This is a genomic window from Bdellovibrio bacteriovorus, from assembly GCF_025558485.1.
In the GTDB taxonomy this organism is placed as follows: domain Bacteria; phylum Bdellovibrionota; class Bdellovibrionia; order Bdellovibrionales; family Bdellovibrionaceae; genus Bdellovibrio; species Bdellovibrio bacteriovorus_G.
In genome coordinates this window covers 3044221-3060290 of record NZ_CP102930.1, presented here as the reverse complement: position 1 = coordinate 3060290, position 16070 = coordinate 3044221, and the positions used below count along the sequence as shown (strand labels likewise).

The 16070-nt window shown below is 50.0% G+C and carries 13 protein-coding genes; 8 read left to right on the top strand and 5 right to left on the bottom strand.

Going from position 1 to position 16070, the window contains the following annotated elements; translation table 11 throughout:
* Positions 1–45: 45 nt before the first annotated feature.
* The 8 genes from EZJ49_RS15005 (at position 46) to rfaE2 (ending at position 11142) form a co-directional block, all read left to right on the top strand.
* Positions 46–3921, top strand: coding sequence for a tail fiber domain-containing protein (locus EZJ49_RS15005; RefSeq protein ID WP_262553058.1), 3876 nt, complete (start codon positions 46–48; stop codon positions 3919–3921).
* A gap of 72 nt (positions 3922–3993) precedes the next feature.
* Positions 3994–7161, top strand: coding sequence for a tail fiber domain-containing protein (locus EZJ49_RS15000; protein ID WP_262553057.1), 3168 nt, complete (start codon positions 3994–3996; stop codon positions 7159–7161).
* Positions 7162–7183: 22 nt separating this feature from the next.
* On the top strand, positions 7184–7468 hold the full coding sequence (locus EZJ49_RS14995) for a hypothetical protein (protein WP_262553056.1): 285 nt from the start codon (positions 7184–7186) through the stop codon (positions 7466–7468).
* A 148-nt stretch (positions 7469–7616) separates the two neighbouring features.
* A complete protein-coding gene (locus EZJ49_RS14990; protein ID WP_262553055.1) occupies positions 7617–8186 on the top strand; it encodes a hypothetical protein in 570 nt (189 codons plus the stop codon).
* Positions 8179–9081, top strand: a complete 903-nt coding sequence (locus tag EZJ49_RS14985) for a 50S ribosomal protein L11 methyltransferase (RefSeq protein ID WP_262553053.1) — start codon at positions 8179–8181, stop codon at positions 9079–9081. Before EZJ49_RS14990 ends, EZJ49_RS14985 begins: the two co-directional genes overlap by 8 nt.
* Positions 9051–9839 (top strand): RsmE family RNA methyltransferase, encoded by a 789-nt coding sequence (locus tag EZJ49_RS14980; RefSeq protein ID WP_262553052.1) that lies wholly within the window; start codon positions 9051–9053, stop codon positions 9837–9839. The genes EZJ49_RS14985 and EZJ49_RS14980 overlap by 31 nt, the downstream gene beginning before the upstream one ends.
* A 14-nt stretch (positions 9840–9853) precedes the next feature.
* The gene (locus EZJ49_RS14975; RefSeq protein ID WP_262553049.1) at positions 9854–10669 is read left to right on the top strand and encodes an RDD family protein; all 816 of its coding nucleotides are present in this window, start codon (positions 9854–9856) and stop codon (positions 10667–10669) included.
* 5 nt (positions 10670–10674) lie between these two features.
* Positions 10675–11142, top strand: coding sequence for a D-glycero-beta-D-manno-heptose 1-phosphate adenylyltransferase (gene rfaE2 / locus EZJ49_RS14970; protein WP_262553048.1), 468 nt, complete (start codon positions 10675–10677; stop codon positions 11140–11142).
* 12 nt (positions 11143–11154) lie between these two features.
* On the opposite strand, the gene EZJ49_RS14965 is transcribed toward rfaE2, so the two are convergent.
* The 5 genes from EZJ49_RS14965 to EZJ49_RS14945 form a co-directional block, all read right to left on the bottom strand.
* Positions 11155–11898 carry a hypothetical protein gene (locus tag EZJ49_RS14965; RefSeq protein ID WP_262553047.1) on the bottom strand — a complete coding sequence of 248 codons (744 nt, stop codon included), beginning with the start codon at positions 11896–11898 and terminating at the stop codon, positions 11155–11157.
* A gap of 45 nt (positions 11899–11943) precedes the next feature.
* The gene (locus EZJ49_RS14960) at positions 11944–12993 is read right to left on the bottom strand and encodes a hypothetical protein (protein WP_262553045.1); all 1050 of its coding nucleotides are present in this window, start codon (positions 12991–12993) and stop codon (positions 11944–11946) included.
* Positions 12994–13123: 130 nt separating this feature from the next.
* Positions 13124–13492 (bottom strand): YkgJ family cysteine cluster protein, encoded by a 369-nt coding sequence (locus EZJ49_RS14955; protein ID WP_262553044.1) that lies wholly within the window; start codon positions 13490–13492, stop codon positions 13124–13126.
* Between the two features lie 11 nt (positions 13493–13503).
* Positions 13504–14640 carry a polysaccharide deacetylase family protein gene (locus EZJ49_RS14950; RefSeq protein WP_262553043.1) on the bottom strand — a complete coding sequence of 379 codons (1137 nt, stop codon included), beginning with the start codon at positions 14638–14640 and terminating at the stop codon, positions 13504–13506.
* 6 nt (positions 14641–14646) lie between these two features.
* Positions 14647–16068 carry a hypothetical protein gene (locus EZJ49_RS14945; protein ID WP_262553042.1) on the bottom strand — a complete coding sequence of 474 codons (1422 nt, stop codon included), beginning with the start codon at positions 16066–16068 and terminating at the stop codon, positions 14647–14649.
* Positions 16069–16070: the final 2 nt, after the last annotated feature.

The window sequence follows — 16070 nt, the reverse complement described above, 5'->3', positions numbered from 1 at the left end:
ACCTTGTAAGCTCATGTTTTCTGTTAAAAATCCGACAAGATAAGCATGAGAGTCGGAACGTACCTGCTTAAAATTCTCGTACTCCTATGGACTGGAGTCGCCATCGCGGCTCCAAATTCTCTGACTTATCAAGGGCGCATCGTCAACAGTGACGGCAAAGGCCTTGAATACAGCAACGTCAGCTTCCTTTTTGAAATCACCAGCCCCAACGGGACCTGTGTCATCTATCGTGAACAGAAAAATGGTGTGAATCTGCAAAACTCCGGCGGGGTCTTTGATGTCCCTATCGGTTCCGGAACAAAAATGTTCCCGACAGACCCGCTGTTTACCTTGCTGGACGCCTTCAACAACACTCTGGAACACAACTGTGCCGGGGGCTCCAAGTATCAAGCCGTCTCTGGCGACATTCGTTTTCTGAAAGTTCAGTTCCATGATGGTTCCGGATGGAAAGTAATTTCTCCAGCGAATGAAATTCGCACTGTGCCTTACGCAGCTTATGCTAAATCCGCAGAAATGCTGGGTGCTAATGTCATTGATGATTTCTTCCTGAAAACTGATTTCCCAGTTTGCCCAGCCAACACGTTCCTGACCCGCACGGGCAGCACACTTTCCTGCGCCGGGATTTCAGGGGCCAATGGCGGCACTGTCACCAATGTCAGCTCTGCCAATCCCGCCCTGACCGTCACTGATGGCGCCACCACTCCTGTTTTAACCCTCAATGTAGGTCAAACGGCTGGTACCGTCGCGGCGGGGAATGATCCACGCTTCACGGATGCGCGGGCTCCGACAGGCGGTGCCAGTGGAGATTTATCCGGCAACTACCCTTCCCCCACTGTTGAAAAAATTCAAGGCGTGGCCGTTTCCGCCACACCTCCCACGGGAAATCAATTCCTGAAATATGTCGGTACAGAGTGGACCGCCTCTGCCATCAGCCAAAGTGATGTCAGTGGACTGTCTGCCACTTTGAACACCTACATGACTGATGCGGAGTTTAGCACGGCCGTAGCCAATGCGGGCTGTGCTGCTCACCAGACAATGTACTGGAATGCTGTAGGTGGCTTTACCTGTCAGTCCATCAATGTTTCTGTCGCAGGTGATATCGGTGGCACGATTGGCGCCACTTCTTTGAATAAAATCAAAGGTGTTCCTGTCGATACAACCGGTCTGAGCACAGGGCAGGTGCTGAAATATGACGGTAACAAATGGGCTCCGGCTGCGGACGAAGATGCCAATTCTGGCGGGACTGTCACTAACATCGCCACGGGCACCGGTTTAAGTGGAGGTCCGATCAACACCACCGGAACCATCTCGCTGGCCAACACGGCCGTGACTCCAAATTCTTACGGATCAACAACTCAAGTTGCGACCTTCACAGTGGATGCCCAAGGTCGTCTGACTGCTGCAGGGAACGCGGCCATTGCTTTCCCGGTAACAAGTGTTGCAGGGCGCACGGGTGCAATCACTTTGGATGCCAGCGACATTGCCAGTGCCGCTGGAAAGTATCTGACTTATCGTCCTAACAATTCCGCCTGCGGTGACGGGCAAGTTCTAAAATGGATTGGCGCGAACAACCGTTGGGAATGTGCCAACGATACTGACACTTCCTCTGGCGGGACTGTCACAAGTATCACCACAGGCACAGGTCTGACTGGTGGCACGATCAACACAACAGGAACCATTGCTCTGGCCAACACTGCTGTGACCCCCGGAACTTACACTCGCGCCACCATCACCGTGGATGCGCAAGGCCGCTTGACCTCCGCTGCCAGTGGCGCTGCCATCAACCTGGCTTCGGATATTACAGGCACCCTGCCAATTGCAAACGGAGGCACCGGTGCAACGACTGCACTGGGAGCGATCAATGCTCTTTCCCCTCTGACAGCAAAAGGGGACATTCTGGTTCGTGATGCGACTAACAACATCCGTCTGCCCGCAGGGGGCAACGGACAGGTTCTGACCGCCGACAGCGCAGTGACCGCGGGTGTGAAATGGGCCACACTGGGTGCCGACCCTGCCAACTTCACCGCCACTGTTCCTGTCAGTAAAGGGGGCACCGGTGTGACCTCCATAGTTGGGGATCGCCTGCTGGTGTCGAACACAACAGGTTCTGCGGTGATTCCATTCACGTGCGGTGCCACGCAGATGATCACATTTAATGCCTCGGGTGTGATGGGTTGTACGAATTTTGCTTCGGCAGGATTCTTTGCCAATGGTGGAAATTCGTTGTCCGCCAATGCCACACTGGGTACGAACGATGCCTACTCTTTAGGTTTTGAAACCACCGCCACCACCCGCATGACAATTCATAAAGACGGATACGTGGGGATTGGTCAGGCTCCGGACAATACCGCCGCACTGGCAGTCATGGCTCCTGCGACCACCAAGTCTGCCCTGGTACTGAATTCTCCGGCAGCGGGGAAGGTTGAAATGGACTTCCTTAGAAACGGCACTTGGATGGGTACATTCGGTTACGCCAATACTGCGACCTCAGATCTTTATCTGTCCAATGGCGCGGATGCGCATATTATTTTTGATACAAACAACCTCGAAAAAATGCGCATCACGAATGACGGTAAGGTCGGCATTGATGCCGAAAGCCCCGGCGCCCGTCTGCAAGTCGGCGAATGGAATGCCACTGCCAACTACAACGCGGTCTTCGTCGGCTCTTATCACAACACTTTAGGTCAGGCCCAATTCGTCGGAAACTGGAACAGCACTGGCTACTGGGGACTTGGTCCTGCCGCTAATCCGGCAAACAGCACGGTTATGATCGGCAATGCCAACACCCAAGGAGACTGGCGATCCACGCAGGACCTGAAACTGGTGGTGCCCGGTGGAATTGCCATCGGCAGCACTCTGCTGACCGGCCCCGAACGCGGATTCCACATGAAGGGAAATGGCGGCGGAAATGACGATCTGTACATTCAATCGCAAACCAGCTCCACCGGTGAAGGGGCTGTAATTGTGACCCGTGCCCGCGACAACGCAGGTGCCGCGGCGGCCGTACAAACAAATGACAGCTTGGGCTTCCTGTCCTTCCGGGGGCATGACGGAAGCACTTTTGCAGATAGCGCGAAAATTCACGCTTATGCTGCCAGTGATTTTGCGACTACCAAGTCATCAGTGATGACTTTCAACACTCTGGCAAGCAATAGCTTTGCAGAGCGCATGCGTATTCACTCCAATGGTTACATCGGTATTGGCTTGTCCAACCCAACATCTCGTTTGGAAATCGCCTCCACAGGTTATCTGTATTCCAGCGCTCCCCTTTCCATCGATAACGGCGTGGCAGGCGAAGCCTTCAGATTGGGGAACTCTACCGGAGGCAGTGGACGTGGTGATGCCTATATGCACATCTGCGATGCCTCCAGTTCCTCCACCTGTAATCTGTATATCATGCAAAAAAATGTGCATCGTATTTCGATCAACCCGTCTGGACAAGTCGGTATCAACACAGCTTCTGCTGCGCGCACCTTCTATGTGAATGGAACTTCCGGCGGTACGAATGCCTGGGAAAACTTGTCGGATGAACGCTTGAAGACTCATATCGAAGTCATTCCTGAATCCCTGCAAAAAATTCTTTCTTTGCGCGGGGTCACCTTCGACTGGCGTCATGAGGTTCGTCCCGATCTTAAATTCACAGAAAGAAAAGACATGGGTGTGATCGCTCAGGATGTTGAAAAGGTCTTCCCTGAAGCCGTCGATAAAGATGAGAAGGGTTTCCGTGCCGTGGCCTACACCAAACTGATTGGTCCCATGATTGAAGCCTTTAAAGAGCTTTATAAATCCATTGCAGGTGTAACAGCGGAAGTCGCTGCGCAAAAACGAGAAATCGCCTCTTTGAAGCAGGAAAATCAGGAACTGCGCGAAGCAGTTTGCGAAGTGAATCCCAAAGCCAAAGTCTGTCAGAAAAAGAAGTAAAATTCATTAAATCCCCGTAGGATTTCGGGGATTTAGCTCTATTTAATTCCCCAAACAACCGATAAGTAACACATGAGAAACGGAACGTGTCTTTTTGTATTACTCTCATGGCTTTGTGCTTTTATTGCACAGGCTTCTCCAAATTCCCTGACCTATCAGGGACGGATTATTAAATCCAATGGCCAGCCTTTGGAAAATAGCAGTGTCAGCTTCTTATTTGAAATCACCAGCCCCACTGGTGGTTGTGTTATTTATCGCGAACAAAAAGATGGCATCAACATGCTGAATTCATCCGGAGTTTTTGACGTACCTATTGGCTCCGGAACAAAACTTTTCCCAACCGATCCACTGTTCACTTTGCTGGATGCCTTTAGCAACAGTAAAACACACAACTGCTATGGCAATTCCACGTATCCGGCTCAGGCCGGTGACACCCGTCTATTGAAAGTGCAATTCCATGATGGCTCTGGCTGGAAAGTCATTTCTCCTTCCAATGAAATCCGCACGGTTCCCTACGCCGCCTACGCCCTTTCATCAGAAAAACTGGGACAGAATAAAGCGGAAGACTTCCTGTTACTGGACAATCTGCCACCTTGTGCGGATGGAACTTTTCTAAAATGGAATGGTACGGCCATGACCTGTGTCGGAGTTTCCGGCGCCAATGGTGGAACCGTTTCCAATGTCACTTCCGCCAATAACTACCTCACCATTGTGAATGGCACAACCACGCCACAACTGACTTTGCATGTCGGAAACACCGCCGATACGGTCGCTTCCGGAAATGATCCACGCCTTAGCGATCCCCGCACCCCTTCCGGTGGAGCCGCCGGTGATCTGGGTGGCACTTATCCCAATCCCACTGTGACCGCCCTGCAAGGGGTGGCCATTTCTGTGACCCCGCCCACCAATAATCATTTCTTAAAATTTACTGGTGCCGAATGGACCTCAGCGGCAATCAGCACCAGTGACGTCAGCGGACTTAGTGCCGCTTTGAATAGCTACATGAGCGATACGGAGTTTAACGCCGCCATTGCAAATGCAAATTGCTCTCCTCATCAGACGATGTACTGGAATACTGTCAGTGGATTTACCTGTCAGTCCATCAATGTTTCTGTCGCAGGTGATGTCAGCGGGACCATTGGTGCCGTGACGGTCAATAAAATCAAAGGCATCGCTGTGGACACCACTGGCTTAACTTCCGGTCAGGTCTTAAAGTACGACGGTGATAAATGGATTCCCGCTGTCGATAACGACGCCAACTCCGGAGGCACTGTCACCAACATCGCCACAGGTACAGGTCTTAGTGGTGGGCCCATCAACACCACGGGCACTATTTCACTGGCAAATACCACTGTCGCGGCTGGTGCTTATACGCGTGCGAATATCACCGTCGATGCGCAAGGTCGCCTGACAGCGGCATCCAATGGTTCTGCAATCAATCTGGCGTCTGATATAACTGGCACCCTGCCGGTCAGCAGCGGTGGCACAGGTGTGACTTCAATTACCGGAAATCGACTATTGGCTTCTGACGGGACTGGAGCAACTATTGTCCCGTTCACCTGTGCTGTTGGCCAGCTTGTGACCTTCAATGCCTCGGGAGTGATGGGCTGCACGACCTATTCTTCATCGGGTCTCTTCGCCAATGGTGGGAACTCGTTTGGTGCCGCCGCAGTTCTTGGAACCAACGATGCGCAATCTTTGACTTTTGAAACAGATGCCAATCCACGCATGACTATTCTGGCCGACGGAAAAGTGGGTATCAATACCGATGCGCCGGCAACCAATTTCCAGGTCAAAGGCGGTGCTGTTATTGGGGACCTGGCTCCATTCCCCGCCAACTTCAGTATCATCACAACCGAAGCGCTCAATGCAACGTTGCGCAACCATACCGAAACCACTGGTAATTATGTGGCAGCAGGTGCTTATCAACGCTTCAGTCCCGCGGCGAATTCAAATTTGTCCACGCACTCTCTTGTCACCATTGTCGTGCCAAATGTGCCTTCCGGCGTGACTGTTACCAGCACCAATGAAGCTTTACATTCCAATGCCACCCGCAACCGCTACATCGGCAATGTGGACTCAGGAACGGTGTCTTCTCTGACTTCCGGTCAGTTCGTCTATGGGCATGAAAACTATGTCGTCGGAAACACCCCGGCAACCACAGATGCATTCGGTATTCGCATTGTCCCGCATCTACAATCAGGCACTATTACCAGCATGTATGATCTGTTCCTGCAAGCCCCGACAACTGGTGGAGCTGTGAGCAATCGCTACAGTATCTATCAACAAAGTGGCACAGCTAAAAACTATCTCGCAGGGCCAACAGGTTTTAACACCCCAAGCCCTCTGGCAAATGTTCATATTGGCAGTTCCGGTACCGGTAACGCGGCTTATTCTTCATTCCAAATGGGCAGTGATGCAACCGTCACCAACAACTTCCATATTGTAAATGAATTCGGGGCCACTCGTCGCCTGAATTTCTATAAAGGCAATCTGGGTTCCGGACAGATGTTGATGTCTTTGGATGCCTCGGGCTTATTAACTCTGGGGGAATCCGGATCCAATGGCATGGGGATTTTAAGTCTGAAGCCCGGGACCGGGGATCATACTTACATTCAATTCTTTGCCCGCACCTCGGCGCCCACCGTGCGCAGTGGATACATTGGCGTTCCCACAGGGGGCAGTATTCTTATGAATATCGCCAATGAAATGGAAGGCGGCAGCCTTGAGTTCCTGACTAAAAATGGTGGCAACGTTTCATCAAAGATGAGTCTGTCGGCTGCCGGAAATCTGACAACGGTGGGCACCGTGAACGGAGCCTCGGACATTCGTTTGAAAAAAGACATTCAGGTGCTGGAAGGCAGTCTGGAAAAAATTCTGCAACTTAAGCCGTCTTCGTACCACTGGAAAGATCCCTATGCCGATCCCCGCCTGCAAATGGGTTTTATCGCGCAGGAACTGGAACAGGTTTATCCGCACGTGGTTGATCAAAATCAAAAGGGCATCAAGTCCGTTTCATATATGAATATGATCGCCCCGATCACCAGCGCCGTGCAGCAGCTTTACCATCAGTTCAAAGCACTGCTCACAAATCATGAAGAACGGATTTCCACTCTGGAAAAGCAGATGACCGTCTTACAAAAACAAAATGAGGATCTGCGCCAACAGAATGCAGATCTAATGAAATATATCCGGTCTCAGAATGAGAAAACTCAAAGAACTCCGGCTTCAAGCCGATAAGTACAGTGTGCGGAGGTTGCACATGAAATGGATCGTTCTGGCTTCACTATTGATTCTTGCCTCAGGATGCTCGATGGATGCATCGCTGGAGCAGATTTCTGAAAACTCCCCGATCAAGTTTCAAGATCCTGCTAAAACAACAGGTCTTGTTTCTGGTTCCACCCAGACAGGGACCGCCACAGGCGGTGGCGTGACCTACCATGTGCAAAGCACTGTGGGTAACTATATGTCCGGTATCGAACAAACCACTGCGGATAAAACCTACAAGGTCTATAGCTCTGTTCAGGGCGCCATTGTTTCCAACTAAGGACCTTTGGTATTACCAAGGTCCAGAACCCTTAAGTTTCAAAATAAGACAGCCGATAAAGAGTTCAGACAAACCATGGAAGGGTTTTCTTATGAAGTTCTTAATTGCATGCCTATTAGGATTTTCGACGTCATCATTTGCTGCAGACATGTCAGTAGTGGATGTGCGTAGAAATATCACGCTGTCCGAAGACGACACCGTTTACAAAGACTTCTACATCAATGTCACTGCGGGCTCTGGTTTAAAAAAGAATCTGGTCGTCACTGCGGTCAGAAAAATCAACGTGCGCGATGCCAGTGGCGCCAATGCCGTGGGCGAAATCATGGTTCCGGTGGGTCAGCTTAAAATTATTGCAGTTTATGACCGCGTGGCTGTGGCTCGCGAATTTACTCTGCTATCCCGTGACGAATTACCCATGCTAGAACAAATCGGCATTATGACCGGCGATCGCATTGATCTGGGCGGTTCCTTTATCGACAACTCCAAGCCCAAACGCCGCAAGGTTTCTGAGGCGGACACTCCCGCGGCGGCAACCTCCCCGACGGTGACGGTGGTTCAGACGCAAATTATCACGACCCCAAGCCCGACAGAGACTGCCAACCCTGTAGTTTCTGCAAACCCTGCGGCAACGGCTTCGACGGTGGTTCAGGCCTCCCTGCAAACCGCAGAAAAGCTTGAAAAATCGGTGGTTTCTGATAACACCACTCGGAATGAGTGACACAAATTCTTACTTCCGTATCCGCCTAAGTCAGGTTCCTGCTGAACTTGAAGACATTATCACAACACATTGCTTTGAATGTGGCGCCTCGGGCGTCACTGAAGCCTTGCCGTTCACACAGCCTGATCTGACTTATGATCCACAAATTCTGCATGTGCGCGCCCATGAACTGGATGTATTCTTCCCTGAACGCCCGGGTTGCAATTTCTTTGATGGCTTGATCGAACTTAACGAAGGCATCAAATGGAATATCTTTGAGGAAGAAACCAAAGACTGGCTGGAAGAATGGAAAAAAGGCTTTAAGCCTTTCAAACTTGTCGGGGACTTCTGGGTTGTTCCTTCCTGGCTGACTCCTCCGCCGGAATGCAAGCACCCGATTTATATTGATCCAGGCATGGCGTTTGGAACAGGAACTCATGCGACAACCCAGATGATGGCGTTCTTCATTCACAAGCTGGCTGAAAAGTACAAAGGCCAAATTGGTGATTGGACCATGCTGGATGTCGGCACTGGCACCGCGATCCTGGCAATGCTGGCTGAAATGGCCGGTATGGGGCTGGTCACAGGGATCGAGATTGATCCCGAGGCCCGCCGTGTAGCGCGTGAAAATATCAAGCTGAACAAAGTTGAACAAATCTCCATTCCGGAATCTTTGATTGAAGACATCCGTGAACAATTTGACGTTGTTGTTGCCAACATCATCGACGGCGTTCTGATCAATATCAAAAAAGACCTTATGCGCGTTCTGAAACCGGGTGGCCACATGCTGCTGACAGGTATTCTGGAAGAGCGCGACAATCATTTCTTTGAAAAATTCCTGGAAGGCTCCGGCCTGACTGTCATCCGTCGCCTGGAAAAAGATGAATGGGTTGGCTACTGGGTACAACAGTCATGAGACGTTACTGGATCGACAAAAAGGATCTCTTTCAAGATCAGGTGAACTTCACCGGAGACGTGTTTCATCATATCTTCGATGTTTGCCGTCAGGAAGTGGGTTCCAAATTTGAAGTGCTCACGGAAGACAGCAAGGCCTACTTCGTTGAAGTAACACAAGTTGGAAAAAAAACTGCCGCCGCACAGATTCTTGAAACCCGGGATATCCCGGCCCTGAAAGAACCTCACCTGCACTTGGTGCTTTCCCTGTCCCGTTTTCCAGTGATGGATGCGATTATGGAGAAAGCTGTGGAAATGGGCGTTTCCAGCATCCACCCGTTCTTTTCGGAATTTAGCTTCCTGAGAAAGGGCGAAAAGCTGTCCGACAATAAAACCGACCGCTGGGATAAAATCGTCAAATCCGCAACCCAACAAAGTGGCCGTGGCGATCTGATGAAAATTCATCCCGCCATCCCGTTTGAAAAGATCTCGGATTTAATTAACCAAAATGAGTCCGGTGTGGGTCTATTTGCTTATGAGGGTCCGGCGACTCTAAGCATCAAAGATTATGTCACCAAAGTTAAATCCGACCGTCCTCAAGGGATCAAAGACATCTGGATTATCGTGGGCAGCGAAGGCGGCTTCTCTCACCGCGAGGTTGAGGAATTCCAAAAACTAGGCCTTCATCCAGTGACCTTAGGGCCCCAAGTTTTGCGAGTTGAAACGGCTTGCATGACCTTGGTCTCCGTCCTAAAGTATGACTTTGATTTGATGTGTTGATTTAAGGAGAAGGCATGGATCCTTTTGAGGAATTTGAGTTTAAGCCCCTCACGGACGGTTTGGGTTTTCACAAGAAAAAACAATCCGGGTCCGCATCCACTCAGGATAAAACTGAGTCATTCTCTATCAGCCCGGTTCTTAAGGACCAAGGTCTGGAACTTATCGAAGAAGCTTCCACAGATCCTTTGCGTCCGCCTCTTCCACGCAAAAAAGCTTCTGCAATCCCGGCAGCTCCGGGTGCACTGACTGAAGTGGGGGGCGACGGGGCAGTCTCATCCACAGCTGTGGATGAAATCCTGAAAACCCTGCAAAAGAACCGTCGTTTGGATCTGGACAAAGCCCCGCAAAAAATCACGGGCACAGCAACCAAAGAAGAATTCAAAAAAACAACCTGGAGCTTCTCTGCAGCTTTGTTGGATGGAATGTTGGTTATCGCAGCCAGCCTTCTTTGTATGATTATTTTGCTGGTCATTACGAAAGTGGACCTGATTGGCAATCTGACAAATCCGGACGCTCAGGGTATGATTTATCTTTCCACATTCTGCCTGTTCGCTGGTGTGGCGTTTATCTATCTGACAGTGAACCGTATCTTTGTGGGCTGCACTCCGGGTGAGTGGGCTTTCGATCAAAGAATCGGCAAGCCGGAAGAACTGAACAAAGCCGCTTACTCCTTGAAAGTGGTTGCACGCAGCCTGCTGGTGATTGCAACTGGCTTCATCCTGATGCCGCTTTTGTCCGCTCTGTTTAATAAAGACTTCAACAAACATGTTCACATTTTTAAAGACTTCGCCGGTTCCGTGACTGGCGCCCAGTTGTTCAAGAAAGCTTAAAAGTTATGGGTCAGGTTTGCACATTCGACAACATCGAGGAAACTCTGGCCCCGGTTCGCGCTCAAGGCGGAAAAATCGTCTTCACAAATGGCTGCTTCGATCTTCTGCACGTAGGACACGTTCGCTACTTGCAAGAGGCGCAACGTCTGGGTGATGTTCTGGTTGTGGGGGTTAACTCCGACGCCAGTGTGAAGCGCCTTAAAGGCCCTACCCGTCCGGTGCAAATCGAAAACGACCGCGCAGAAATCCTGGCCGCTTTAGGCGCCGTGAATTTCGCAGTGATCTTCACCGAAGACACTCCGGAAAATCTGATCCATAAAGTAAAGCCAGACATCCTGGTCAAAGGCGGCGACTGGAAAATTGAATCCATCGTCGGCGCCCCGTTCGTCATGTCCTATGGTGGAAAGGTCATGTCCCTGCAATTCGTGGACGGAAAATCCACCACCAAACTAATAGAAAAAGCCCAAAAATAACTTCGTATAAATCTAGAAGCGGATTCCGATTTTCGTGCTATAGACGGAATCTGCATATCGATCGATTTGCATCGCCAGGAACATCTTGGCAATGTCGATGTTGATACCAAAGACCGCGTGATCTTCGATGATATCCTGAGTGACGGTATTCTGGTCAGCCGTAATGCCGTCTGCTCCACCAATGAAAGTTCCTGTGGCACGCACACGTCCTGCGCCGACATAAATAGCCAGACGATCCATTGCCACAGTGGCAATCAGATCCATTCCCATTGTGCTGACATTGATCAGATTGGAAAAGCTTGCGCCACCACCGTAAATCATGGCCGTCAGACTCAGTGGGAAAAAGCTGGCCTCATAAAAGCCCCAGCGCACTTGCGCACCATAGTTCTGCATCTTTTCACCCTGAATAGAGGGCGTGAAGTAAAACAGCGTATCAATGTTATAGTAAAGACCTTTACCCACGGTCAGGGTGTGAAAGTTAAACTCGCCTTTGTCTCCGGTTTTGCTTCCCAGACTGGCCAAATCTTCCACCGGAATAAATTCAGAGGAAACGCCGACTTCGATACCCGTATAACCACCCAATGGATAGGGATTATCCAAAATCTTGGAGGCCGAACCAAATCCTAAAATTTGCAAAGCGCGGGTCTGATCTTTGGCATCCAAGTTTCGTGGCAAATCCGTAGCCGCAAAGACCTGAGAGGTCGCCGCCACAAGAAGAATCAAAAGAATGTTTCGCCAGAAATGAAGAAAGCCCATAAATATGGGCTTATTCTCGTCGAAAACAGGCGGGCATGTCCAGTTTTAAAGAGCTGCCACTGCCGCAGTTTGGATTTGACTCAAAGCTGCAGAAGCCATGCCTGCGATTTCACTGTCCTGACTTTGTGCCAACTGTTGGAAGACCGGGATGAATTTCGCATAACCATCCACAGAGTTGATGACCACGTCACCACGGGAACCGCGGGGATCGTTCAAGTTTGTACCGGCTTTGGCTGCCACATAACCTTCCATCACCACTTGAGTTGCCGCAGTCACCAGTTCTGCATTATCACTTTTCAGAACTGACATCAGAATACCCATACGACCGGAAACCGCGTAGCTCAACATATAAGTATGCAGCTTGGTCTGAACTTCCGGAGCAAACTGATCGTAATACTGAGCCACCACCGCGAAGCTCTTTTCACTGTAAGTACCTTTCAGCGCTGCCAGTCCCAAATCCTGAGTTTCTGTTTTATTACTGCGAAGAAGCTCTGTCACAATCGTATAGAAAGTCTGATCGTCCACTTCTTTCGCGCTGTAGGCTGCAACCAGCTTATCCACGTTTTCTTTGCTTGGCTGAGCCTGCAACAACGCTCTCCACTGATCACCGGAAAGAGTGTTCTTGGTTTCTGTGTTTTCCGCTGTCTTTTTATTATTTGTTTCCTGTTGATAGTTCTGCTGACCGTTGCCATCACCCACAGTGATGTCGTCAGAATTCAAACCGGAAGCCGGAGCCGCGCCAACCACATTCACCTCCACAGAAGGCTTTTTGATTGGTGTCGGGGTTTTCTTGGAATCCGCTTTCTTTGCCACAGCTTTAGCCGGAGCCTGTTGTGGAGCCGCCGTTTTAGCGTCCACTTTTTTCGCATCGTCTTTCTTCTTCGCAAATGGATTCTTATAATCGCGGGAGATCTCACGGTCACCCAGATCAAACAACGCCGCCAAAATGGATTTCGGACGAGGCATCTCGTAAATCACTTCCATTTCACTGATGGCGTTTTGAACAGGGGACTTCAGCAGATAACCCATCCCGCCAATCATAAGAAGGGCAAAGCCTGCGATCGCGATTTCGAGTTTTTTATCTGTGAAGCTCATAAGGGCCTCCTGTTCTTACAAGGTGTAAGAGCAGTGCTTGTGCCACTTCATAACGAATATAAGGACCTTGGCATGCCCCAGCCTGAGACAGGGCCGAACAAGAGCACACCCCTGTCAGAATTTTCGACAATCAGCCCGGGCAGAACCCCGGACGGGGCCCAATGGAAGGGAACTGGCGGCAGGTGTCGGGGCGCTTCTCATAGACCGTGCACAAGCGTGTCTTAGAATCCAGATACAGGCAGTCCCTATTGGCCTTCTGGGAAAGCATAAAGAACTCTGTCCCGGAACGATACGAGACAATGATGCCCTCTTTCATCAAGCGCTTTGCTAATTTTTTTATGGAGGTTTGGGCCTCATCCTCGGTGGCAACACCAAGACGGATGAGGTCCGAAAGCTTGATTTCAACCGGCATTGTGCAGCAGCCACCGAAGCAGCCGTTGCACATGCCCGTTTTATAGGGCTTCCAGGTTGAGGGACGATCGATATCCGTTTTTCTCATGAACTTTTAAACTATGGCAGTCTTTTCTTAACCAGCTTACTGTTGTATCGCGCAGACATATCTGCGGGCTGAAGTAGTACAACACTGTAGCCACGGTTGTAAAGCTCACGCAGGAACTGAGGCATGATTTCCGCTGTTTTTCTTTGGATATCATGGAACAGAACCTGGCCACGGCCACGTTTTTCAAGCTCTGCGATTGTTGTGCGCAGAAGATTTTCATTCGTCTGGGCTCTCCAGTCATTACTGTCGATTGACCAGAAGAATTCGCCAGTGGAGTTCGTTTTCAGGAAGTTTTTAAGTTCCGGAGAAGCCTCACCATACGGGAATCGGAAGAAGGGATCGACCCAGCCGATAGCATCATAAACAGCCTGATGGCCGCCTTTGATTTCCGCCACCGCTTCATCAAACGTCAGGTTACGACCGTTGGTTTTGCGGCACGCCGAGCTGCTACCCAAACAAGCATGCGTTGTGGAATGCGTTCCGATGGAGTGACCATCTGCCGCCACACGCTTCACAATGTCCGGGTTGGCGCGAGCGGCCTTACCCATGTGGAAGAAGATCGCTTTGGCGTTCACTTCTTTGAAAGCGCGCAGGATCGCATCTGTGTACTGACCGTTTGGACCATCATCGAAAGTGATGATCACTTCTTTACGAACCACATCCCCGGTCACCGCAAAGTAACCCTTGGACGTGTCACGTTTTTGAATATTCGTCGGGAACTGGAAGTTATTGCTGGAAGAAACCGCCTTCAGGGCATGCCCCTGAACATCCAGGGTCTCACGCTCTTTATCGAAGTGAGCATCCACCTTCTGTAAAAGCTCCTCTTTACAAGAGCTGACCAGCGCACGGTTGTTTTCATCACGGATTTCATTTTCAAAGATGGTCAAAGACTGACCGTCCAGTTCGTTCAGCTCTTTGCACAGCTCTTCCTTCATGGATTCACGCTTGGTGGAATCAACCATGAAGTCGTGGCGCCAGTTGGCGAACAATGCCTCCGGGTTGGCTTCAGAGTTTTCCCATTCAACCAGAGACTTCGCCTCTTGGTTGACCGTCACTGCCTGACGAACACTGCTGCCAATCTGACTTCCACACCCCACCAGGGAAGTCGCAGATAAAAGAATCATGCCCCCGAAAACAAATTTCTTCATAGTCACCTACTGAGAAACGTCGGTCCCTTGACCGACATTAAGAACGTTCCAAGCCATCTTCTGCTGTTCGTCCTCGTTAACTTCATCCTTCTTGGTTTCCGGTTTCTTCAAACTAAACTTAATTTTTGAATTTTCGATAATCACCCGTGGGTCCACAGAATGATTGTCGAAAATAACCAGATTGCGGGACGCCTGCGCGGTCACCACATGTGGATTCCACAGGTAACGGAAATAGATCACCAGTGACCCGATAAACTGGCTCAATAGCAATGACAACAAGCCCAGACTTAAAAGTCCGATCTGTGGCAAAGTCGTTTCCCAACGCGCGCGCTCCAACACTTCAAAACGAGTGTCGATGGAAATTTTCATCGCATCCAATTTAGTCAAAGCCGTGCTTAATTCCTTATAACGGTTGAACTCCAGTTCTGACTTCTTCTTCAGGTCCTCCACCATTTGTGCGGCGAACGGAAGATCCTTCACTTCCTTTTTCAAACGCGCAATAGAAGCCTGCACCTGACCAAGTTTCCCCGCCAGGATGTTGTTTTCAATTTTCAATGCTTCGATACGACCGCCAACACCATAAAGGGCACTTTCCCTTTGCTTGCCACGTCCTGCCTGAAGGTAGTCGATCATTTTTTTATTTTCTGCCATTTTCAGTTTGATCTCGTTGGATCGAACCAAAAGGTCAGACACGTAATCACCCATTTTGTCTTTGGAAGCCAAAGGCAAAAGGTTTTCATCTTTATTCTGCATCTCAGCCAGCTGTTTCCCAAAGATCACCAGCTTTTGATCGGCATCGACCTTTTGTTTGGACATGAAATCCTCCACACGGTTGATTTCAGCCAGTTCCCGTTTTTTCAGCATGTCTGCTGCCAGCTCCGAAGCCGTGTTCGACAGGAACAACGACATGGATTTTACGGGGGTCACCGCGGCCACACGGATCTCGAAATCTGAATCCAGATTGATGCGAGTCCAAGCATTAAGCACTTGCAATAATTGAACCTTGTTTTCAGGATTTGCTTCCAGGTCCTTCAGATACTTCTCGCGGAAGATCTCAAATCCTTTACGTTCTTCCAGAGTGATTTCCTGGCTGTTTCCGCGCTCTTGAACCCGCTTTAAAAGGGTCTCATAGAACTCGCGGGTCTTCAGATATTCAATGTGCTTGGATAAGACACTGCTGCCCTTTTTTGACTCTTGCACAGACTTTGAAAGCCCATAGAACTGATTGGAAAACGCCTGCAGGGACGAGTTCTGAGAATCGTGAATAACAATCGTGGAATTGGCTACGAACGGAATTTTGATAACGTAAACAAGAACACTGATAGCAAACAGCACGGCCGTAAAGACGGCAAACATCCGCCAATGAGATAAGTACAGTTTGATAATTTCGCCTACCGTGAGTTCCGGTTCCATATGCTGATCACTCATAT